The following is a 22,300-nucleotide window of genomic DNA, read 5'->3' as shown; positions in this document are numbered from 1 at the left end:
GCCCCCGTCACGCGTTCGCCGCGGTCTGTGCGGGATAGGTACCGGGCGCCCCGACGACGATCTTCGTCGTCATGCCGCCGTACCCGGCGCCGCCTCCGTTGTTCAGGTACGAGTACTTGCGGTCGTACAGCAGATACTCGCCCGGTCCGGGTGCGACGAAGAGTGCGTCACGGCTCTCACCGGGCCCGATCTCGACCGTGTTCGTGGTCAGGTAGTTCGTCGTACCGTCGCGGCCCTTCAGCAGGCTCGCGTCCTTGGCGATCACGGTCAGGTCGAGGTTGTCCACCGTCATCGCATGGTTCTGGTAGCCCAGGTTCGACATCCGCAACAGCACCCTGTCGCCGGCGTTGCAACGGATCAGCGACGAGATCGGCTGATACTGCAGCCGGCCGGCCGTCGTACTCAGCGGATCCCCGTTCGCGGCGATCGTGTCCGGGTAGGCCCGGCCGTTGAGCAGCCAGAAGCTCGGGTCGTAGTCGGTCCAGTCGTTGACCTGGATGTGCGCGTCGCGGTAGTGCGCCGCCGACCACAGCTCGGTCAGCATGAAGGCGAACTCACGGTCGTACGCCGTCGACCCGTCACCGTCGTTGTAGGCGTACCGCTCCCCCGGATGCAGCGGTGTCCGATTCTGGGCCGGCCGGACGAACACCATGCCGGTCATTCCCATCTGCACGTGCTCCACGTCCTCGAAGTGACAGTGGTACATGTAGGTCCCGGCATCGTGCGGCCGGTAGAAGTAGGTCAGGTCCCGCCCGATCGGCACCGCGAGCGACAGCTCCGGGACACCGTCGAACAGCGGGATCGCGTTGACGAACCCGTGCCAGTGCAGCGTGTGCCCATCGAACAGATCCGGCCGCTGCGCAAGCCCGAGGTTGGTCAGGGTCAGGTAGATGTCGTCGTCCTCGTCGAACGCCATCATCGGGGCACTCACCTGCGCCTTGCCGCGTTGGGCCGCGACCAGGTTCGAGCTCATCCCGGTCACGTCCCGGAAGCCGAAGACGTAGGTGTTGAACGGGCTCGGCGCGAGCGGGTCGGGGAAGAACGGCGGGTCGGCCGGTGCATCGCCCGGCATCGCCACCCAGCCGTCGGTGCCGACGAGGTGGACCTGCTTGATCGGATGGGCGGCCGCTGCCGCCGACCGGTCGGGTGCGGCCAGCACCGTGCCACCGGTGAGCAGCCGCCCACCGAGCATCGCGCCGCCGGCAACACCCGCGCCGGTGAGAAAGGTACGCCGCGTCAATCCACGCGACGTGGAGTTAGCAGTCACTGGAGTTCTCCCGTTGCTGTTGCGATGTGGGCAGATGGTGCGGCCCGCCGCGGTGGAGGAGCACGGCAGGCCGCACGGCTCACGGCGTCATCTGGTCGGACCCGGCGTCGTACCGGCGCTGGAGGCCGACAACGGTCGGCCGGGGCTGGCCGTCGATGTCCGGGGTCGGCGCGGTCACCGTGTAACTGAACCCGGTGGCCGCGGTTCCCCAACGGACGACCGTGTTCGCCGCGCCTCGTCCGCGCGCCGACGAGGCCGGCGTGGCCGTGGCCAGGTGGAAGTCGCCCATCAGATCCGGTGGCAACAGTTGCGCCACCACGACGGCTTCCCGGAAGGCCGGATACGTCCGGACCGACAGGATGTTCACCGACACCTCGTACGGCGACACGAACCCTGGATCGACCGTGGAGTTGGTCGCGTCCGGGGCGGTTCCGGTCAGGTCCTGCAACACCGTGTGGGTCGGCGTTAGCAGCGCCCCCGGAACATCGGCCGCGCCCATGTCCCAGGTGTCGACGGAGTTCGCCGTACCGTTGGGCAGTTGACCGCCGATGCCGTAGACGTATCCGCCGCTGAAGGTGCCGGCCCGGTTGTCCCAGAACACGTCGTTGAGCAGCGTCGGCTTGCTGAACTCCGTGGCCGCTAGAGTCTGCGAGCCGGAGAACAGAGTCGTGTTGCGCAACCGCGCCTGCAAGGGATCGCTGTTGGCGGCGGTGGACAGACCGGCCGGTGCCGGCTGGCCGTTGCTGGTCACGGCCGAGGCCGTGGTCAGGTTCTTCGTGATCGTGTTGTTCACGATGTTCACGAAGACCGCGTCGTCCAGCGCCAGGCCACCGCCCTCGTGCGCCGAGATGTTGTCCGCGATCGTGTTGTTCGTGATCGCGATGGTCTGCGGATCGGACCGGGAGATGTGCGATCCACTGACCTGCAGCAGCCGGATCCCGCCACCGTCGTCGTTGGCGAGGTTCGCCTGGATGATGTTGGCATCGACCGTGACCGGACCGGAGCCCGGTGACAGCGCCGTCGGCGTGGCCGGCAGCTCGCCCGCGATCATGATGCCGCCGCCCTCGTCGTACGACGCGTTGAACCAGACCCGGTTACCGGTGATCGATCCGCCAGTACTGCCGCCGGGGTTGGCCATGTAGCCGAACGCCGTGAGCGCGCCGCCGTACTCGGCGGAGAAGTTCCCGCAGAGTGCGTTGTCCGCGACCCGGTAGCCGTCGCTGCCGGTGAACAGACCGATCCCGCCGGCCAGGTTGGTGCCACCGTTGTCGCGGATCTGGTTCCGCGCGATCACCGGGTCGTAGTTGCGGTTGTCACCGATGTACGGCGTACCGATCCGGACGGCGCCGCCGTACGAACCACCGTTGCCGTGGATGACGTTGTCGGTCACCTGTACGCCGCGGACGTTGGAGTGCACGTAGACACCGCCGCCCTGGGTGACCAGTGCACCGGCCGCGCCGTACGGCGTGGTCACCGCTCCGGTCAGCACATTGACGTTGCCGGTGACATCGGCCTGCGCGCCGCCGGTGATGCTGAGGCCGTCGAGGGTGACCGGCCAACTCGCCGGCGTGAACCCGGACCGGGCTGGATCGTCCAGCACAGTGACTACAGCCGAGTCGGGTACGGCCGGGTTGCCCGAGTAGGTCAAGCCGCTCAGACGGTTGACCCAGGCGATGCCGTTCGGGTTGTCCAGGTTGAAGCCCGAACCGTCCAGGATCGAGCCTGGTACCCACGTGCCGGCCGAGTCGAAGCCGCCGGGACCGACGCCTTGGATGCGGACCTGGTGGTGCACGATGACGTTCTCGTTGTAGTCACCATGCGGGTTCGCGCTGGTCTGGGTGTTCGGCCAGACCACGACCAGCCAGTACGGGCGAAGCCGCGTCGGCGTCGCCGCCTCAAGGGCTGCCTGGACGGTCTTGTAGGGCTTGGTCGGCCCCACCTCCGCGATCAACGGGTCGTTCGCGAACATTCCCGCGAGCAGTGGAATGCTCGCCCCGAGCACCTGCAAAGTGAGCCCGTTGACGCTCGTCTTGCCGTTGTGTCCGGTGATCTTGAGGGCGGCCGCACCGAGTGGGAACGTCACTGGCACGGAGAACGTGATGCTCTTGTCGGTCCAGCTCGTCACGTTCATCGTCGTACCGTTGAGCGTCACGCGGTCGGGTGTGCCGGCCGCACCGAATCCGAAGCCGGTCACCGTGATCGACCGGTTCGCGTCACTACGGCGGATGTACGGCCTGCTGACCGACAGCAGTTGCGGCACAGTTGATCCGAGATCACAGATCGTCGGGTTGACCGTGGTCGTGTCCGGCGCCAGAACCGTCGCGGCAACTTGCGTCGGCGCCTCGTCGGTCACGGTGAAGAGCCCTGGCCAGGCCTGGAAGTTGGTGGCGATCGTTCTGAACCTGGAGTTGTAGTCCGGGTTCAGCGCACCTGGCTGACCGGGATCGTTGCCGACGAAGCGGTACATGTTCGGGCACGGACCTGCGGGCAGTGGGCAGTTGTACGTACTCGTCGATGGTTCGAGTGCCTCGTACAGACCGTTGAAGTCGGTGTGCACCGTGTCGACCAGGCGGCCGGCCCAGTCGTACAGACCGACCGGGACGAAGGGCAGGCCCTGCGCCTCGCCGTAGTTGACGCTGCGCTTGTCGAGCGTCAGCCCGAGGTCGTTCAGCGTGATGCCCCAGAAGTGCGTCGGGATCGGGACGTCGGTGAACAGGTTGAAGTTCGGCGCGGTCGCCTGGTTCGCCCGCAGGCCGACGAGCTTGTCGTTGCACAGCGGCCGTTCGTAGCCCTGGAACGGGCTGCCGCCACCGGCGTTGAAGGCCTCGTTGGTCACGTCGACCGTGTGCAGCGGTCCTGCGCACGGCGAGATGATGCCGGCCTGCTGCGACGGCGGCTGGTCCGGAGGCGTCGGCTGCGGGTCGGGCGGTCCCGCCGGGTCGGATGCCTGCGCAGGCGTGGCCGGCGGGTAGTTCTCCTGCGGCAGGTAGGAGTCACCGTCGAAGACGTTGACGTCCTCCTCCCGCGTCACCTTGTACATCGGCTTGCCGTCAACCGGATCGTTCGGGATATCGACCGAGACGATGTAGTCGCGGGCAGGCAGGTCCTGCTCCTGGCCGGACGGCAGCGGCGCATACAGCGCGAGCCCGTCCGGATTGTGTACGGCGTCTGTCGCCGGATAGAGGTTGATCTTCGAGCTGGTGAAGCCGTAGTTGCCGTTGACCGTCTGGCTTCCACCCGCACTGTCGTTGGCGCCGACCGCGACACCCAGCATCGGCGATTCGACACATAGCCGGTTCTCCGCCGTACCGAACGCCGGCAACGCCTGCTGGTCGGTCAGTAGCTGGCCGTTGTACATCCGTGCCGTGCAACCGCGCGGCGGTGCCCACTCCTCCGACGTGTAGGCATCCTGGACCTCCGGGCCCTTCACGAACGCGCCGTACTGCGGGTTGTCCGTGAGGCCACCGTTGCCGTCGGCAATCTGCTTGGGCTCGGTCTCGTAACCCTGCCGGCAGAGCTCGGCCGGGGTGGTGTCGGTACAGGCCTTCGGCACGTACAGCCGGACCGGGATGCCCGGGATACCGGGCTGGTACGGCTCGGTCGCGGCCTTGGCGGGGTCGAGCTCGTTGCGCGTGGTGTCGTAGGTGACCGTGCCGACGATGCCGCCGTTGGTGCCGGGATCGTAGGGCTGTACGCCCCAGTCGATCCGGCCCCGGAGACCGATGATCGGCAGGAAGTTGATGTCGACCAGGCTGCCCAGCTGGGTGGTGGCCTTGGTCTCGTTGGCCGCTTGGTACGTGATGCCGGTGGTCTTGTACCGCGTGTTGAAGCCTTCCAGGATGAGCCACTTGCCCAGCGGGTAGGTCTCCCTGACATCGTAGTTGCCGCTGGCATCGGTCGTGGTGGTGTTGGTCGCCTGGTCCATCAGCGAGTTGTCCCGCTCACGAACGGTCAGACCGAATCCCGGCACCGCGCGCTCACCGGCGTCCCGCTTCCCGTTGCCGTTGGCATCGACGAACACCGAGCCGGTGACGTGGGTGAACCAGCCGACCAGCATCTTGTTGCCCACATCGGTCACATCGCCGTTGTGCACCTCGACGTTGAGACTCCACAGGATGTAGTCCTGGGCGTCGTCCCACATGCTCAGCTGATAGGTGCCGTCGGGCACGTTCTTGATGTCGAAACTTCCGTCGGCCGCGGCGCGACCGACGTACACGGAGACGTCCCCGGCGTCGAGGTCGGACAACGCCAGCCAGGCATACGGGATCGGGCCGTCGGACTTCGCGCCGGCGAAACCGCCGGGCTCGGCGACCTGACCGTTCTGACCACCCACGTAGGGCAGGCCGGCGATGACGACGCCCTTGATCTCACCGGTCGGCGGCGTACCCGCCGGCGGTGTGAGTGCCTGCGTCCGGACGAAGCCGAACTGGACGGCGGACACCAGCTCGGCGCCGCGTAGCTGCTCGGTGTCGTAGCCGGTCTCGCCCTCCTGCTGCCAGATGTCGTGGTCGTGACCACCTTCCAGCGTGGTCGTCTGAACCCACTGACTCGTCTGTCCCGCGGGTGGCGCGATCGTCGCGGCGTAGCGGTTCGGGCCGAGGTTGGGAATCACGATCTGACCGGAGGCATCGCTGACGCATTTGCCGGTGGACCGCGTGGTGTCGACGATCGGCTTGTTGTCGGCGTCGAACAGCATCGCACCGGTGCCGTTGGCGTTCGCGTGCTGGTAGACGGTGCACAGCGCGTTGCCGTAGTAGTCGGTGCTGACGAGTCCCATCACGTCGGAGAGGGTGGCGGTGAAGCCGGCCAGGCCCTGCTCGGCGTCGGCCTCGTACGTCGCGTCGACCGGCATGTTGTCGTTGAAGACCTGCAGCCGCAGTGTCGTCAGCGGCAGCGGGGTCGGATTCATCCGGACCACCGCGTGGGCGGTCGCTCCGGAGGCGATGGTGAAGTGCTGGCCGTCGATCTTGAAGCCGTCGGCGGTGACCGAGATCAGGTACTTGCCGGCCGGCAGGTTGCCCAGCGCCGTACTGTCGTTCAGATCGGCTTCGGTGCCCTGGGCAACGATCGGCGCGAAGCCGGAAGTGGGCCGGGTCGACGGCCAGGGGCAGGTGTCCGCGTAGTTGGGATCGGACGATCCGCCGGGGGCGGTCGCCGGCAGGCAACGGTCGGTCAACTGGTTCGCCCGGGTGCCGGGGTCGCCGGTGTCATCGATGTTGATCAGCCACTTGTAGTGCGGCACCGGATCGTTCTCGTGCACGAATCCAGGCCCGGAATTCACTGACCGGGCGCTGGCCACGTGCAGGGTGAGACTCCCCGGCCCGGCGGCACTCGCCGGCGCCGCGATCCTCGCCAGTTGCCCCACCGACAGCAGCGCCGCGATCAAACTCAGCCCGACCAGCATCCGCGGCACAGATCTCCGATAATGCGTCACAACCCCACCCCCACCTTGCCCGCCCGCGTGCGTCCTGGAGACGTCACGCCGTCAGCGGCAACAGTGCGGCACCGGACAACCCGTCGGGCTCGAATGACAGAGGTCTCATCCAGCTCTCACCCAACCCGCCGCGGAGCGAACCCGGGATGACACTTCCCCGTCATCGGTCCCGGGCGGAATTCAGGTCAGACGGAGCCGAAGCGTTCGGTGTGAATGCGACGGTGGGGGACGCCGAGGGCCGCGAGGTCGTGGCTGACCGAGGTGACCATCGGCGTCGGCCCACAGATGAAGTAGTGCAGCCGATGGGGTCGGCGCGGGAGGTTTCGACCGAGCAGGCTCCGGCCGATCCGCCCGGTCAGGCCGGTCCATCCTGGTTCGGGCGCGCTGACGACTGGGATCACCTTGAGGTTCAGCTGCCCCCGGAGCTGCTCCACCTCGGGCACCAGCATCAAGTCGCGCTGAGTGCGCGCCGAGATGATCAGCCAGACGCGGCGCCGGTCGGCCCGATCCGCGAGGGTGCGCAGCATGCTCAGCAACGGAGTGATCCCGACTCCGGCCGCGATGAACACGAATCCGGGTACGTCGTCGAGGCCCTCGATGGTGAAACCGCCGTAGGGTCCGTCCAGAAAGACCCGGCGTCCGGGCCGGAGCCCCACGAGCAGCTCGGTGAAGTCGCCGAGCGCCTTGATCGTGAACTCGATCCGGTCCGGGTGCGCCGCGGACGAGGCGATGCTGAACGGGTGCTCCTCGAACACGAACGGCGTCGACCCGATCTTCAGCCAGACGAATTGACCGGCCTCGAAGGGCAGGCCGGGGTGCCCGTCGGCCTGGATCACCAGCGTCACACCGTCGCCGGGTACCGCCCGGACCGACTGAACGACGTACGCGAACCTGCGGGCGCGCACCGGCAGCCAGATCCATCGCCGCACGGCCAGGCAGACCAGCAACAAGCCGGACACGACAAACCACGCGGCCACCAGAACGTCGGACACGAGGTGCCGGAGCCACCAGACATGCAGCCAGGCGGTGACGAGGACGACCGCGACCAGTCCGTTGTGCACGAGTCGCCAGCCCTCGTAGCGCGGCTGGCGACCCGGACGACGCAGTGCGAGGACGACGACCAGCACCAGTGCGACCGTCGACGTTCCGGCCGCCCGGGCGGCCCACGTGGTGTGCGCGAGATCGAGGATCGACAAGCCTCGTGGGTCGACGATCAGAACCGCGACCAGGTGCACCAGGACCAGCACGACCGCGACCAGCGCGATCAGCCGGTGCACCGCGAGCACGGTCTCGATCCCGAAGCTCGCGATCAGCCAGGGCAGCCGGGCCGGCAGGGCGACCGCCACGACCAGCGCGGAGTACCCGACCAGCCCGGCGCTGAGGGTCACGGCCTCACCGGGAGTGGTGTCCGCCGCGATCACATGCCAAGTGAGGAACAGCGGGATGAGCAGGACAGCGACGTACCAAAGAAACCAGGCGGTCCGCGACAGCAGGCCGTGGACGCGCGCTGAGACTCGGTAGCGGGACATCGCGATGTGCTTCCGGGGCCTGGGGGCGATCCTTCGGGACGGTGGAAAAGTACGCTGTTGTGCAGGTGTGGGGAACAGCAGTGCGTAGGTATGACAGGACTGTCATGCCCACGCCGCGACCTCGGTCAGGATCCGGTGGCCCAGTCGCTCCAGCTTGCCTTGGCACCAGAGTCGCCGATTCGGACGACGTCGTAGACGGCGACGCCCGCGACGACGACGGCGATGACCGTCACGACAGTGGACACAACACCCGAGGAGGGTGCGAGGTAAGGGCGCTTCGCCGGGGTCCTGCCACTGGCTTCGCGGTTCCGCCACCAGACGATCAACGCCAGTACGGCGACGGCAACGGCCGCATAGATGGCGGTGTCACCGAGTTCGGCGTGACGGCTGATCAGGGCGTTGGGCGCCAACCGGTGTTCGAGCCACTCCCCCGCGCTCGTCGTGATCGGAACCAGTACGACGACGAGCAGCGCGAGGATCGCGTTCGGGCCGGCCAGCCGGCGTCGTGCAGCCGGCCAGATCGCGGTGAGCGCGAGCAACACTGCCGCCAACGGCAGCAACACAACGATGGCGTGGACAAGAAGGACATGGGCGGGGAGGCCATTGACTGTCTGCATCGGATTCCTTCGGGGCGCTGGACTGGAGTTGCCACGCTCGCAGACAGTTCTTGGGGGTTTCTTGGAGCTCTTCAGCCTTGCAGGTGGGCCGCGTCCAGGGCGGCCTGCAACGAGCGCCGGTAACCGTCGGAGGTGAACGTCGCACCCGACACGGTGTCGATCTGCGCGCTCTGGGCGGCGATCGCCTCCTGCTCCAACTGCGGGAGCGCGAACGCACTGATCTCCTGGTCGCGTCCTCCCGACGACGGGTAGACCAGGGCGGTCACCGCAATCAGACGCTGCGCACGGACCGTGATCCGGACCTGCACCGGCCCGTACCGAGTGTCGGCCGAGGAACCGGTCACCGTGGTATCGCCGTTCGCCGATCCGGTGCTGACAGCCCCCGGCGCGGCCGCGGTGGCTGTCGGCGAGCTGGTCTGGTTCGTGCTTGTCGGGTACAGGAAGAGCAGACCGACCAGTACTCCCGACGCTCCGATCACCGCAACGTTGCGCCGGTACCCGCTCACCACGAGAACCGCTCTTGATGAAGCTGGTTCGACGGAAGACCGCTTCTGCCGGCCGCCGCGACCACCGCGTCCATCCACGGATCAGGACCGCACACGTAAACGTCGTACAGGCTGATGTCGGGGATGAGCTTCCGTAGCGCGTCCTCGTCGGACCAAGCCGCGGCGCTCTCGGGCAGCCACGACTGCCGGTTCCGGATCCGGCGGCCGAGCAGGTAATGGACCGTGATGCCGCGGCGGTGGGCCAGCTGGTCGAGCTCGGCCCTGAAGACCAGGTCGTCGAGATCGTGCGCCCGATACACCAGTACGGCGTCGCCCGGTCGATAGTCGAGCTCCTCGAGCAATGCCCGGAGCGGCGTGATGCCGATGCCGCACGCGAACATCGCGAGCTTGCCGGTGACTCGCCGCTCGCCGGTCAGCCGACCGTACGGGCCCTCGATCGCGACCTTGGTACCCGGCCGCAATCCCGCCAACCGGCCGCTTCCCGCACCGGCCGCCTTCGCCGTCACCCGCAGGCGGTCGGGCGCCGGCGACGCCGACAACGAGTACGGATTGCCGCGTGACCACCCCGGGCCATCGAGGAACCGGAAGACGAAGTACTGACCTGCCTGGACCGGCAACCGGTGCAGCCCGCGACCTGCGAGCGTGACCGTCACCACGCCGGGGCCTTCGCGGACGACCTCGCGGACCGTGAGCCCGTGCCGAAGGGTCCGCCACACCGGCAAGGCCACGCGATAGACCAGGATCGCGGCAAGGGCGACGGCGTACGCGGACCACCAGTAGACCCGCGCCACCGACGACGTCGTGAAGTCCTGGCCGGTCCAGATCTCATGCGGGACGGACAGCCCCACCCCGACGTACGCGTACAGGTGCAGCAGGTGCCACGACTCGTAACGCAAGGCTCGACGAGCCATCCGGACCGAGGTGATGACGACGACCGTCAGCGCGATGCTTCCCGCGACCGCGAGCAGCATTCCGCCGTACGTCGTGACGACGGTCCACGTCTCACGCAGCAGATTGTTGTGATCGCGGAGCGTGTAGCCCACGAGGATCAACCCGATGTGGACCATCAGCAGGTTGAACGACCAGAAGCCGACCAGCCGGTGCCTGCGGGCCAGCTCGTCCTGCCCGTAGCTCCGCTCGATCATCGGCACTCGCGCCATCAGGAACACCTGCACCAGCAACAGGTCCGCGGCCACGAGACCGGACAGCCGGCCGAGTGACGTCAGCAGATCGGCCGGACCGGACGCGAGCAGCTGAAGCCCTCGCCCTGACAACCAGAGAACGACCACGACCAGCACGCTGCTCCAGCACAGGACGACGACGACATCGCGCCACCAGACCGGCGTACGACGAAGCCGCCGCCGGACATGCCCGAGGCGTTGCCGCCTCGCAGCCTGCTCGACACCGCCGTTCGTCATGCTTCGACTATGCCCGCGAAATCTTAGGCTTTCCTGTGACCCGGCACCTCGATCGCGGGCAGAACCAGTTCGAAGGTCGCGCCGACCTCGCCCGGAGCCAGCCGGAGCTGGCCACCGTGCCGATTCGCGACGTCGTGGGTGAGCGCCAGACCCAAGCCGTAGTGTGCCCGGCCCGCTCGATGCCCGCCGGTGTCGAACCGGCGCAGGACTCGTTGTGCCCGCTCCGGCCCGATCCCGGGCCCGGTGTCGCTGACGGCCAGGATCACGTCACCACGATGCCGTCGTACGGCGATCCGCACCTCGCCGTCCGCCGGCGTGTGGTCGATGGCGTTGTCGACCAACGCGATCGTCGCGCGGCGGATCGCGCCGGCCGCACCCAGGACCAACAGGCTGTCCTCGTCGGCCTGCCACCGCAGCCGAACGCCGGCCTGCTGGGCATGGGCTGCGGCGCTGTCCGCGACGTCCTCCGCGACCCGGGCGAGATCGACCGGCTCATGTTCCTCGGCGCCGCGCGGGTCTGCGGCGGCGAGCAGGTCGTCGACGACCTCGCCGAGCCGCTTGGTGTCCTGGACGACACCACCCGAGTCGCGCAGGATCTCGTCGCTCGAACTACTACGGCGCAGGGCGCGGTCAAGGACCTGGGCTCGCGTGCTCAGCAGCGTCAGTGGCGTGCGCAGTTCGTGGCCGGCGTCGGCCACGAACGACCTTTGCAGGGTGAGTGCCTGGGCCAACGGTCGCACCGCTCGACGGCCGATCAGGATGCCCACCAGCGCCGCGAACAAGAGGGCGAGCGCCGACGCGATCCCCATGGCCTCGAGCATCCGCGCGCGCTCGTGATGCGCCGTCGCCAGATCGAGCACGGCCTGCACAGGCTTGCCCTTGATGATCGCGGTGGCGATGCGGTACTCACCGTCGCCGTTCTCCACGGTGATCAACCGGACCTGTGCACCGGCACCGTTTCGCATCGCGACCAAGTCGGCGAGAAGGCCGTTCGGCAGCCCCGGCGTCACCGTCGTACCGGCAGGGCCACTCATGGCCAGCCACATGCCAGCCGGCGGGTCGCCGACGTCATCAGCCGTCGCGATCGCCGCCCGGAGCAGATCGTCGGCCGCACCCGTCTGGCTGCGGACCACAACGATCGTCACCGACGCGATCAGCAGCAGCATCGCCACGGCGACGAGAGCCGCGACCTGGACGGCAACGCCACGAGCGGCTCTGCGGACCAGGACCTCGTCACCGATCGGCCGTCCGCTCATGAACTGCCCAGCCGATAGCCGAGGCCGCGGACAGTACTGATCACTCCGCGCCCGAGCTTGCGGCGGCAGTAGTGGACGTACGTATCCACGACGGTCTCCGACTCGGCATCGTCGAAGACCAAGTCCAGCAACTCGCCACGGCTGAACACCACACCGGGCCGCGCCGCCAGGAGACCGAGCAGCGCCGCCTCACGCTCGGACAACTCCACAGCCTCGCCACCAGTACGTCGTACGCTGCGGGTAGCGATGTCGAGGGAGCCACCAGGGACGTTCAGCTGAGCGGCGTGGTCAAGGTGCCGTCGCAACAGCGCCCTCAGGCGCGCCAGCAACTCGTTGAGCTCGAACGGCTTCGCCAGATAGTCCTCGGCGCCGGCGTCCAAGCCGTCAACCCGGTCCTCGGTCCGGCTGAGCGCGGACAGCACCAGGATCGGCGTACTGACTCCACGGCCGCGCAATCTCGCGATCAGATCCAGGCCCTCCACCGCCGGGAGACCGCGGTCGACGATCATGACCTCGAACGGCTGGGTCAGGGCGAGATGCAGTCCCGTGTGACCGTCGCCCGCCCGCGTCACGCCGTACCCCTCATCGGTCAGTACCCGATCAAGCAGACCGGCAAGATCCGCATCGTCCTCGATCAGCAGGACCCGTCGACCTGTCATCCTGCCGCCGCTCCCCTCGAGGGCCAACCGGCCGTCGCAAAAAGGTTGCCGTCAGCAAGGATACCCAGACCTTCATACCCCGGCAGCGCCGCGAGCACACCAGGCCACTCCTCCCCCGCGACGAACGCCGCGGTCGCGAGGACATCGGCACACTCCAGCGACGGACCGCTCACCGACACCGACAGCCACCTGGTCTCCACGGGACCACCGGTTCGCGGATCGTACAGGTGCGCCCCTCTGGCCGCCGTACCGCTCGTAGCAACGGCACCACCGGTCAGCGCCAGGCTGGCGACCACCAACTCAGGATCACGCGGGTCCTGGATTCCGACCGTGAAGGACCGGTCGCTCGGGGACACGACGAGTACGTCGCCGCCCGCGTTCAAGCACCAGTCCAGCTCAGGGACCTCTCGCAGTCGCTCTCCAGCACGCTCCACCGCCCAGCCCTTCACCAGACCCGACGGATCCCATCCGCCACCCGGCAGCTCCGCGTCAAACAACCCGCCGGTCAGCTCACCCGCCCGCACACACCGCTCGGCCACCACCCGCACGACGGGATCCACGTCACCCCAACCCAGCTCACCGCGTGCCAGCCGACTGACCGCGCTGTCACTCTTGTACGGCGAGAAAACCCGATCGACCTCGACTAACTCCGCGAACACCGCCCGCACCGCCGCGTCCGCCCGGACGGACCCCGCCTGCTCCCCACGGGCCAAAACACTGACCGGCAGACCCATGATCTGCTCAACCCAGCTCCGCCTCACCACCATGCAGCAACCGTACGTCCGACCACCTCACCAACCAGTACTCACCACAGCCGCTCTACCAGTCGGGCCGAGCGAGATCACCGTCGTCGAGCCACTCGTCGCCACTCCGGTCACGGTGGTAGCCGTGGTACTGGCCGAGGACGCACACATCGTCGGTTCGTGGGTTCAACCCGTCGCACGTGACGTCGGTGGCCGACTTCAGCACCGGCCATCGGCTGGCGAACCTCTCCGCATCCATCATCAAACTCCGTCGTACGGCTGGCACCTGCTTGGGTTGGAGCGGTCAGGGCGACAGGGCAGGAGAACGACGCTCCGACCTGCGTGGTTCGGGGCTCACCCACCGCCCTGACCTATCACCGAAAGCTAGTGATCGGACACATTGCTCTGAAGAAAGTTGCTTGAGATTTCTCGCAGCGTGCTTGACTGTTGCTCGGGCGGATCAGCACTCTGGAGGAGCAACGCGGCCACTACCAATCGCCGTGAAGCCAGGAGGAGCACCATGGACCACAAGCAGCCACACCAGCTTGAGCACCTCGCAACCGACCCGAACTCCGGTAAGGACGGATGCCCGTCGTACTACGCGACCGACGACGGACGATTCGTCGTACAGGGTTACAAGCTGACGAGCGCACAGGCACGTGGCCAGCTGATCAACTTTCCTGAGGGCGAGGACGCCGTGATTGTCACCCAGGGCCTGGTCGACCTGATCCTCGCGCATCACCTGGGAACATCTGCGTGACCGACTCGACGTTCGTTGCTGCTGGGCCGGAGTTCGTCCGGTTCGCCCGCAGCTACGAACACACGGCGTACCGCCTGGAGGTCCGCGACAGGTACGCCGCCGCCGATGAAGCCGAACACGTGGAGGCGTTCCTCGCAGGCCTACCCTCCGACGACTCCTGGATGGAGGACTGGATGGGCATGGTCCTTCGTCGCACGCTGGAGGGGCAACACATAGAGCGCGTGCGCGTCGTGAGCGAGCCCTGGTCCGACTACACCAGATTCGGACTCAACCTGTCGCGACTGAACACCGCAGCCGGCGAAGACATCCGTTACCTCACACGCGATCAAGCTCGTGAACTCAAGCTCCCGACGTACGACTATTGGCTTCTCGACTCGCACAAGATGTGCATCCTGCGCTTCGACGATCAGGATGTCCTTCTCGGCGCGGACGTCGTACAGGATCCAGCGGTCGTGGTCGAGCACGCGGCCTACCGCGACATCGCTCGGCGCTTCGCTTTACCGCGGGCGCGGTATCTCGCGACATTCGACGACGAATTCCTGACCAAGAACCGCATCGACAAGTAAGCGAGCGTGGGTGTCCAGTTTCCAGCGTGCACGCGAGGCTCTCGGCAACCACCTGCGAGAAATGCGGCTGGACGCCCACCTCACCGGCCGCAGCCTCGCGGCCGCGGCCGGATGGGGACCGTCCAAAATCTCGAAGATCGAGGCAGGCCGCCAAACACCATCAGACACCGATCTCTCAACGTGGGCCGCCCTCTGCGATCGCAGCCAGGACATCCCGCAACTGATCGCGTCTCTACGCTCGCTCGAGCAGCAGTACGTCGAGTTCCGGCGCATGTTCCGTGCGGGCCTTCCCTCGAGACAACGCGCGATCGCCGACATCGAAGCCACCACCGACCTCACCAGGAACTTCGAGCCCTGCTTCGTCCCAGGCCTGCTCCAAACCGCGGAGTACGCCCGCTACCGATTCGCCGAAGGCGACGCCGACGAGACTGAACGCGGCGTACCCAAAACCGAGACCGAACTCACCGAAGCAATCGCAGCCAGGATGGACCGCCAGCGCATCCTGCACCGTGGTGAGCAGAAGTTCCACTTCGTCCTCACCGAAGCAGTCCTTCGCTACCAACTCTGCCCACCAGACGTCATGGCCGGCCAGATCGGCCACCTCATCTCGATGACCACGCTACCCACCATCCGGGTCGGCATCGTCCCCTTCGGCGCCCCCCTCGCCGTCGCCCCAGCCCACGGCTTCTACCTGTACGACGACCAACTGGTCCTCGTCGAACTCTTCACCGCCGTACTCCACGTCACCCAAACCGACGAACTTCAAGCCTACGAACGAGCCTTCACCAAACTCGCCAAGACAGCCGTCTACGGCGCAGACGCGCGAACGCTGCTCACGCACGCCCTCTCGAAATGGCAACCTGCGGGCGCAGACTCAGAAGCGCGTCGAGCAAGCCCTGGACGCGGGGTTCACCGGTTCAGACCAGAGACGAGTTGATTAACCTGCGATGTGCAGTCCAACTCGCTGACCGCTGACGAAGGGACCCCCGTGGCCGACAACACCACCGACAAAGACGCCGCAGGCACCATCGCCTTCGCCTACGAAATGGGCGTCCTCAAACGCCTCCGCCGCGCCGGCTGGTGGCACGCCGGCGTCCGCGACCCCGAATCCGTCGCCGAACACAGCCTCCGCGTAGCCCAACTCGCAGCCCTCATCGCCGCCGAAGAAGGCGCCGACCCAGCCTGAGCCGCCTACCTCGGTATGTGGCACGACTCCCAAGAAACCCGCATCGGCGACATCCCCCACAGCGCCCGCCCCTACGTCGAAGTCGCCCCCAACGAACGCATCACCGAAGACCAAATCGCCGCCTTACCCGCCACGGCCGCCAAAAGCATCCGCGAAGCAGTCACCGAGTACGAGTCCCAAGACACCCTCGAGTCCCGCTGCGCCAAAGACGCCGACCGCCTCGAAGCCTCATGCAAGCCGTCGAGTACCGCGAATCCGGCTACACCCGAACAGACGGCTGGATCGAATCCTCCCGCGCCAAAATCCAAACCGAATTCGGCCAGCGTCTCGCCGAAGCCGCTTTGACCGTGTCCCCTCTCGCCTGGCGCAACCGCTAACCCGCAGGCGCACTCCAGCGCAGCCTGAAGGCTCCGCCCAGCACCTCCTGCAATGTGACACCGCACAGGTTCTGGAGACCGAGCTGGTGGAGGTCGGAGTTCAGCTCAGAGCTGCAGGCCATCGGTCCAGAGCTGCGCGGCCTACATCCGCAAGTTCAGCGAGATTGCGATGACACAGTTCAACTGTGAAGTGGTAAGTGTGAGACTGACCCACCTCCCTGCGCCTGGCACAGCACTGGAAATGGACCCGAGCCCTGGCCACCGCGTTCCAGCGACTCGCTCAGATCCCGCACCCGCTACACACCTAAACACTCCCGCCCGCCCACAAACCGAAGGACAACCTAACAGTCGGCAAGCTGGCCGATCCCGCACGCCGCAACACAACTCGCCACACCCAGCCCGACCCGGCCCCCGCACCCAACCGCCTACTGAAAGACCGAGGCTACTGACACAGCGGCCCGGTACGGTTGCTCGCGATGACGAAGATCAATGCGGGATACCCGGCAGGCCAGCTTGCCAAGGCATTCGTGACAGCGCTGAGCCACGAGAGCGCCTCCACGCGGCGCAAGGCCGACAAGCGCGTCGAGAGCTGGCGTCGCGTCATCGCGGGCATGAGCAGCGGCGAACTGAGGATCGGTAGCCGCCGGCCGGTCAAGCGCTTCCCGGTCTGGGTGACGCCGCAGGTCGTTCAGGGCGGGTTCGCGACCGGTGTGGCCGAGTCGGAAGGTCCGTTGCAGCCGCATGAGGCTGCGATCGCGAAAGACCGGGCGGGAGTGTTCGCCTACTACCTGACCGACGCGGGCCTGGCAGATCTGCAGGCTCGTCTCGACGACTGCCGGTACGTCGTGAACGTGCCCGAGGAAGCCGCGTTGCTGACAGCCGCCTGGCTCGTCCGCGCAGGCGATCGGGCCGCCGCACTCGCCCTGCTCGAAAACCTGCGGCCGTACGCCGATCGGCTCCGCTTCGCCCCAGCACCCGGTACGGCGGACGCCGCCGCCGTCGACCCAGCGGTGGTCTCGCGGCGCACGGTCGGCGAGGTACGGGCGGCGCTGCGGTCGATTCGCAGCAACCCGCGGATCGAGGCGCAGCGGGAGGCGACGACGGTCTGGAATCCGTTCACCGATGAGCTGCTCACGCACTGGCTCGCGACCTCCGTCGACGGCGAGGTTGCGAGCGCCGAACCACCCGGCTGGCGCCTGCGTGGCCAGGAGTTGCTCGACCGGTACGCCGTACTGTCCGCCGCGCATTCCCTTTGTGGCAAGCACAAGCGGCCGAAGGAGAACCAGGCGATCCTCCGGCTGGCCCTGGAAGATGCCCTAGGCAAGGGCCTCGGGCCTCGTCAGCGAGGCCTGCTCCAACACGCAGTCGACTCGATGCTTCGTCGCCGGGGCACGCCTGGCTCGCCCGAACACGAGGCGTTGCGCGCCGGGCAGTTCGCCGAAGCCGCGCTGCCGCTGCACCGCGAGATCGCCACCACGCTCGCCGCGACCCTTGCTCCACTCGACCAGACCACCGGCTGGGCGCCTCGCGATCTTGAGCCCGAGTTTGCCGATGGAGTGCTACGCGCTGTTCCGGCCGGGCTGAGGCGGAAGGTCATGGCGGCGCGGCGAGGAACCGTGGCGGAGCTGATCGAGCTCGGTGTGGTGACGTCGGCGGAGGTGCTGGCGCAGTTGGTGCCCGACCTGACGGCTGCGACGACCGTCCTCGCTTACCGCGACGAGGCCCTTCAGCGCCTGATGGCGGCGACCTATCGCGCCTTCAAGCGGCGTCGGTCGCTGCTCCTTGTCGATCTCCAGCACCAGGTGCGGCTGACCGAGCTGCCCTGGGTGCAGGCTGTCGACTCTTTCCGGACGCCGACCGGTGAAAGTCAGGCCGCCGCGCGCGAGATCCTGATCCGGATCTCGGAGAACGCGCTTTCCGGCTTCCCCGCGACGATCCTGCCGAACCCACTGCTGCAAGAGCTCGGCGCTTTAGCGAAGAGCGCGCAGATCACGCTGCCGCTGACCGAGGAGCTTGCGGCCGACATCTTCGCGGGCCGGTTCTCCTTGAAGTACGCCGAGGCGGCGGATCTCGCGGCCACAGTACTGAAGGGTTCGCCGTACGAGCTGTATTACGGTCTGGACTACGCCGGCTGGCTCGGTCAGCGGGACTCCAGCGCGAAACAGTCCGCCTTCACCAACCTGGTCAACGAGCGGGCCGGCGGCAGTTCCGGCAGTTGGTCGGTCGCGGCCAACGGCAAGATCGTCGAGCAGGCGCAGATCTTCACCACCCACAATCTGGCCGCGCTCTGCCTCGTCCTCGACCTGACCCTGGACTGGCCCGAGCTATCCCGGCGAGCCTTCGGCGGCGTGATCGCCAGGCTCCGCAGGGTGGACGGCAATCCGCGCCCGCTGCGCTCGATCAAGGACGCTGCCTATGCCTGGCGCCAACTGATGTTCTTCCTTTCCCTGTGTACTCCGGGAGAGCGCAGCGACTTTCTGACCTGGGCCTGGTCTACCGAGAAACCGTCAACGGTGTCCCGGCGCCTCGATCCAGTACTCGCCGACCTGCGCCAGGTCCTCCAGGGGCAGCCGGCTGCCCGGCCGTTCCTCGGCTGGACCACGACGCGCCACGTGATGCTTCAACGCTGACCCGCTCTCAGGCTCCAACTCGAGGCGTGTGATTGGAGGTGCGTGTTCGGCCTCGGACACAGCAATAAGGGCTCCGGCTCCACAAGCTTCCGGAGCCTTCTCATTCCTGTACGACGCTCGCGCCCGCTCAGGGCACGCGCGCTCCTTCGTCGCGTGCTCCGCCCCTTCGCCCCACCTACCCGTTTGCGGCTACCGCCGCTTCCCCTTCAAGAGCAATCCCGGCAACCGTGATCCCCAACCGCCGCCGCTCCCGCCCGCTGCTGCGTCGCGGACACGCGGCCCGCTGCACCGATGTCTCGCCCATGGTGACCGTGATCACTGGCTCAGGAGTTCACCAATCAGACGAAAACGCTCGGCCGGCTGCGGCCGCTGAGAGGTCACTTCACTCTGCGCGCCTCAACCCTGCTGAACGCACCTGCCGGGTAGACGAACACCCGCTGCACGCTCGTTATCGGTTCCTTGACGCCGAGGATCGCTGTTCCCCTGGCGCCTGGATGCAGGAAGAATCTGCTCTCGTACGACAGCTCAATGCCCTTGTTGTACTTCGCCACCTCCCCGTCGCCGAAGGAGTTCCGCCAAACGTCGATGTAGTCGCTGATCGACGTCGCCTCGAACTGCCGGCCATCCTCGGCGACAATCACGACCTCATACATGTTGATGTCCCCGCCGGACTGGTTGTCGACCTGCGCGATCACGTAGGTGATGGCACGCGCCTTCGCGAGCCTGCGATAGTCGCCGAACCTTTCCAGGCGCGGGTCCATGACCGAGGCCGGCACTTGAATCGTCCCCTTCGCTCCATCGAAAGCGAACGCATACACTCCTGGTCCCGAGCGCGGCGCCTGAGCGCTGCTCTTCGGAGTCGTCGAGGGGGCGGCCGGAACCGCTGGGGCCGACCGCTCAGATGACGGTGGCCCTCCCGTGCTCGGCGGCGCACCTGGGGCATTGATGACACACCCCGTAGACATCACAAGCACCGCTGACATCGCGGCGACGATCCGCAACCCGCTTTGACCTGTACTCCTCATGATGCTCCCCCCAACCGGTCCACCTTCGCAGCCGTCCAGCGCAGGCGGGGCTCCTCGACCGCGAGCCGGCCTCCAGTGAATCGCTACAGTGGGTGAACCAGGCAGAGCCAAAGTCCTCTCACCAGACCGCCGAAAGACCTTACTCGTTTGGCCCGTACTGATAGGCGACAGCGTCCCTCAGCCCACCTGGGTCCAGGAGTGGTTCGTCTCAGCCCGGCCCGGGACTTCGCGAGTGACCGGTGGGACATTCACCTTCGGCGCAGATCAGATACCGACGGCCCTGTTCGCTTACCTGGAGGAGCGCCGCCTCGAGCTCGACCGATCCCGGCCGGCACCGGACTTTGAAGCTCTGCGGGTCGGGTCTCCGCAGCGCTGAGCCGATCGATGCCGATGGAGCCGCGGCAGCAGTTCAGTGCCTCGGGCAACTTAGGATGACCTCCTGCCGGCCATCCGCCAAGCACTGCGAAGCGCCGAGCATAATGCGGCCCAACTGAGCGACGACCGACTGCAGGGCCTGGCCGAGTTGATTCAGAATGCCGGCGACACCAGAGCGACCGAGGCCGCCTTCTCGGTGCTCCGGGACTCCGATGATGTCCACGCATAGCGGGTCGAGACTGCGATTCCGCGACATCCTCGGGCTCGTGGCTGCGACCATGACCGGTGTGGTCGTGGGAGTGTCGCATGCGTGCGCCGTCTCGGATGGCGGATTCGGCGGGATCGTCGCCTTTCCGAGCGACATCGAGATGTTGTCCGGATGGACCTCCGGCCCACCTCGCCGGCGAGGACCCCTCCCGGGCCATGGACAACGCAGAGCGACGGGTCTTCAATGGGGCCCGGGGGAATCATGAATGGAGAACCGGAAAAAGTCACGGAAAGTTGCGAGAACACGCAGCTGAACAAGGACAGCGGTAACGCGACGCTGGCGGCGCTGGCAGGAGTCGCGGTCGGGGTGGTCGTCGTACTGCTCGCCTGGCTCGTCGTGTTGATGAGCCGGCAAAATTCGGCCGCCGAGACGGCGTCGACGCCGCAGTCGACCGGCGTACCGGTTACGGTGAAGACGATGACCGTGGCTCCGTCAGTCAAAGGCACCACGACGGCGCCTGCACCGGTGAGAACCTTGCCGAAGGCGATCGGCGACGTCCGATCGCTCTCGGCGGGACTCTTCTGCCGGGACCTGAAGAGCAAGGGGTACAGCTATGTCGCGGCGATCGACTACTGGCGGCTGCATGGTCAGCCCGACCAGATGGATGCCGACCGCAACGGTATCCCTTGCGAGACCGTCTATCCACGCAGCGACATCGGCTCATACTGGATCGGGCGGGAGGTGGTCGGCGTGACACCACTGACGTCCGGGCTGTTCTGCCGCGATCTGGCCCACCGGGGAGCTACGTACGCTCAGGCCGTCGCCTACTGGTGGTACTACGACCGTCCGCTGCGGATGGATGCCGACCAGAACGGCATCCCCTGCGAGACCGTCTACTCAGTTGCCGTGGTCAACGACTTTTGGTTTCAGTGAGGCGGTCCGTCTGGGTGGCGTTCCTGTCCGCGGCGCTGGTCGTCGCGGGCAGCGGCCTGATCGTACTCACCGCTACCGGCGCCTTCGACCAGTCCGAGTCCAGCAAGCCATCCGCGCCGGCGCCCAGCGTGCGTACCAAGACAGTCGCCAAACCGCCTGAAACGACTGCTGCGCCGACTGCTGCTGCAACGCCTACCCAGCCCCCGACGCTGAAACGGCCCTCGAGGTCGGCGGCTACACCGCCGCCGGTCGCCATCAGCGCCACCCGGTACGTGTTTCCGGTTGGTGGTTGCCGGGCGGATGCTTCGCAGAGTCATCATGACTATCCGGCGTCGGACATCTTTGCGGACAAGGGTTGTGCGTTCGTCTCGCCGGTGGACGGGCGGGTCGATGAGGTGACCCGGGTGGACACCTGGAACAAGAAGACGAACGTCGGGCGTGATCGTGGCGGGTTGTCGGTCTCCGTCGTTGGCGTCGACGGCGTGCGGTACTACGGATCGCACTTGTCTGCCATCGGCGCTGGGATCAAGCCGGGGCTGGTGGTGAAGGCCGGGCAGACGCTGGGCCTGACCGGGAAGACCGGGAGTGCCCAGGTGACGCCGCCGCATCTGCATTTCGGGATCAGTTGGCCGACGCCTGCCGGGCACTGGTGGATCCGGCGGGGAGCCGTGCCGCCGCAGACCTTCCTCAACGCGTGGCATTCCGGGCGACAGCTCTCGCCCGTGTCGTTGGTGGGGAAGACCAGGCGCGCGTACGGCGTCGACCGCGGGTGCCGGTCTTACTGCTGACGAAGAGGTTAGGTTGCAGTCAT

Annotated in this window: 17 protein-coding genes and 1 pseudogene; 7 read left to right on the top strand and 11 right to left on the bottom strand. The window is 67.1% G+C overall.

Annotated features, from left to right (window positions below):
* Positions 1–7: 7 nt before the first annotated feature.
* The 10 genes from ACFVWG_RS20410 to ACFVWG_RS20365 all read right to left on the bottom strand — a co-directional run bounded on the left by ACFVWG_RS20410 (position 8) and on the right by ACFVWG_RS20365 (position 13,688).
* Complete coding sequence (locus ACFVWG_RS20410; protein WP_391544898.1) at positions 8–1,267, bottom strand: multicopper oxidase domain-containing protein; 1,260 nt, start codon at positions 1,265–1,267, stop codon at positions 8–10.
* 79 nt (positions 1,268–1,346) lie between these two features.
* A complete protein-coding gene (locus ACFVWG_RS20405; RefSeq protein WP_391544897.1) occupies positions 1,347–6,701 on the bottom strand; it encodes a hypothetical protein in 5,355 nt (1,784 codons plus the stop codon).
* A 185-nt stretch (positions 6,702–6,886) separates the two neighbouring features.
* Positions 6,887–8,230, bottom strand: coding sequence for a ferric reductase-like transmembrane domain-containing protein (locus ACFVWG_RS20400; RefSeq protein WP_391544896.1), 1,344 nt, complete (start codon positions 8,228–8,230; stop codon positions 6,887–6,889).
* A gap of 125 nt (positions 8,231–8,355) precedes the next feature.
* Positions 8,356–8,847, bottom strand: coding sequence for a DUF2231 domain-containing protein (locus tag ACFVWG_RS20395; protein WP_391544895.1), 492 nt, complete (start codon positions 8,845–8,847; stop codon positions 8,356–8,358).
* A gap of 71 nt (positions 8,848–8,918) precedes the next feature.
* Positions 8,919–9,353: an FMN-binding protein gene (locus ACFVWG_RS20390; RefSeq protein ID WP_391544894.1), complete on the bottom strand. Its 435-nt coding sequence runs from the start codon at positions 9,351–9,353 to the stop codon at positions 8,919–8,921.
* The gene (locus tag ACFVWG_RS20385; protein ID WP_391544893.1) at positions 9,350–10,771 is read right to left on the bottom strand and encodes a ferric reductase-like transmembrane domain-containing protein; all 1,422 of its coding nucleotides are present in this window, start codon (positions 10,769–10,771) and stop codon (positions 9,350–9,352) included. Before ACFVWG_RS20385 ends, ACFVWG_RS20390 begins: the two co-directional genes overlap by 4 nt.
* Positions 10,772–10,794: 23 nt before the next feature.
* Positions 10,795–12,027 carry a sensor histidine kinase gene (locus ACFVWG_RS20380; RefSeq protein WP_391544892.1) on the bottom strand — a complete coding sequence of 411 codons (1,233 nt, stop codon included), beginning with the start codon at positions 12,025–12,027 and terminating at the stop codon, positions 10,795–10,797.
* Positions 12,024–12,686, bottom strand: a complete 663-nt coding sequence (locus tag ACFVWG_RS20375) for a response regulator transcription factor (protein WP_391544891.1) — start codon at positions 12,684–12,686, stop codon at positions 12,024–12,026. Before ACFVWG_RS20375 ends, ACFVWG_RS20380 begins: the two co-directional genes overlap by 4 nt.
* Complete coding sequence (locus tag ACFVWG_RS20370) at positions 12,683–13,453, bottom strand: FAD:protein FMN transferase (protein WP_391544890.1); 771 nt, start codon at positions 13,451–13,453, stop codon at positions 12,683–12,685. The genes ACFVWG_RS20375 and ACFVWG_RS20370 overlap by 4 nt, the downstream gene beginning before the upstream one ends.
* A 52-nt stretch (positions 13,454–13,505) precedes the next feature.
* On the bottom strand, positions 13,506–13,688 hold the full coding sequence (locus tag ACFVWG_RS20365) for a hypothetical protein (protein WP_391544889.1): 183 nt from the start codon (positions 13,686–13,688) through the stop codon (positions 13,506–13,508).
* Positions 13,689–13,949: 261 nt separating this feature from the next.
* Between ACFVWG_RS20365 and ACFVWG_RS20360 the strand changes: the two genes are divergently transcribed.
* The 5 genes and pseudogenes from ACFVWG_RS20360 to ACFVWG_RS20340 all read left to right on the top strand — a co-directional run bounded on the left by ACFVWG_RS20360 (position 13,950) and on the right by ACFVWG_RS20340 (position 18,948).
* On the top strand, positions 13,950–14,189 hold the full coding sequence (locus ACFVWG_RS20360; RefSeq protein WP_391544888.1) for a hypothetical protein: 240 nt from the start codon (positions 13,950–13,952) through the stop codon (positions 14,187–14,189).
* Positions 14,186–14,755, top strand: a complete 570-nt coding sequence (locus ACFVWG_RS20355; protein ID WP_391544887.1) for a DUF6879 family protein — start codon at positions 14,186–14,188, stop codon at positions 14,753–14,755. The genes ACFVWG_RS20360 and ACFVWG_RS20355 overlap by 4 nt, the downstream gene beginning before the upstream one ends.
* A 10-nt stretch (positions 14,756–14,765) precedes the next feature.
* Positions 14,766–15,692, top strand: a complete 927-nt coding sequence (locus ACFVWG_RS20350) for a helix-turn-helix domain-containing protein (protein ID WP_391544886.1) — start codon at positions 14,766–14,768, stop codon at positions 15,690–15,692.
* 108 nt (positions 15,693–15,800) lie between these two features.
* Positions 15,801–16,286 (top strand): annotated as a pseudogene (locus tag ACFVWG_RS20345) (HD family hydrolase).
* Positions 16,287–16,794: 508 nt separating this feature from the next.
* A complete protein-coding gene (locus ACFVWG_RS20340; protein WP_391544885.1) occupies positions 16,795–18,948 on the top strand; it encodes a hypothetical protein in 2,154 nt (717 codons plus the stop codon).
* A gap of 377 nt (positions 18,949–19,325) precedes the next feature.
* Here ACFVWG_RS20340 and ACFVWG_RS20335 read toward each other — a convergent pair whose 3' ends face one another.
* Positions 19,326–19,724, bottom strand: coding sequence for a hypothetical protein (locus ACFVWG_RS20335; RefSeq protein WP_391544884.1), 399 nt, complete (start codon positions 19,722–19,724; stop codon positions 19,326–19,328).
* Positions 19,725–20,817: 1,093 nt separating this feature from the next.
* Here ACFVWG_RS20335 and ACFVWG_RS20330 point away from each other — a divergent pair.
* Positions 20,818–21,489: a hypothetical protein gene (locus ACFVWG_RS20330; protein ID WP_391544883.1), complete on the top strand. Its 672-nt coding sequence runs from the start codon at positions 20,818–20,820 to the stop codon at positions 21,487–21,489.
* Positions 21,486–22,277, top strand: a complete 792-nt coding sequence (locus ACFVWG_RS20325) for a M23 family metallopeptidase (protein ID WP_391544882.1) — start codon at positions 21,486–21,488, stop codon at positions 22,275–22,277. The genes ACFVWG_RS20330 and ACFVWG_RS20325 overlap by 4 nt, the downstream gene beginning before the upstream one ends.
* Positions 22,278–22,300: the final 23 nt, after the last annotated feature.

The organism is Kribbella sp. NPDC058245 (assembly GCF_042882005.1).
In the GTDB taxonomy this organism is placed as follows: domain Bacteria; phylum Actinomycetota; class Actinomycetes; order Propionibacteriales; family Kribbellaceae; genus Kribbella.
The sequence above is the reverse complement of the archived record's forward strand: the minus strand, read 5'-3'. Positions and strand labels throughout refer to the sequence as shown.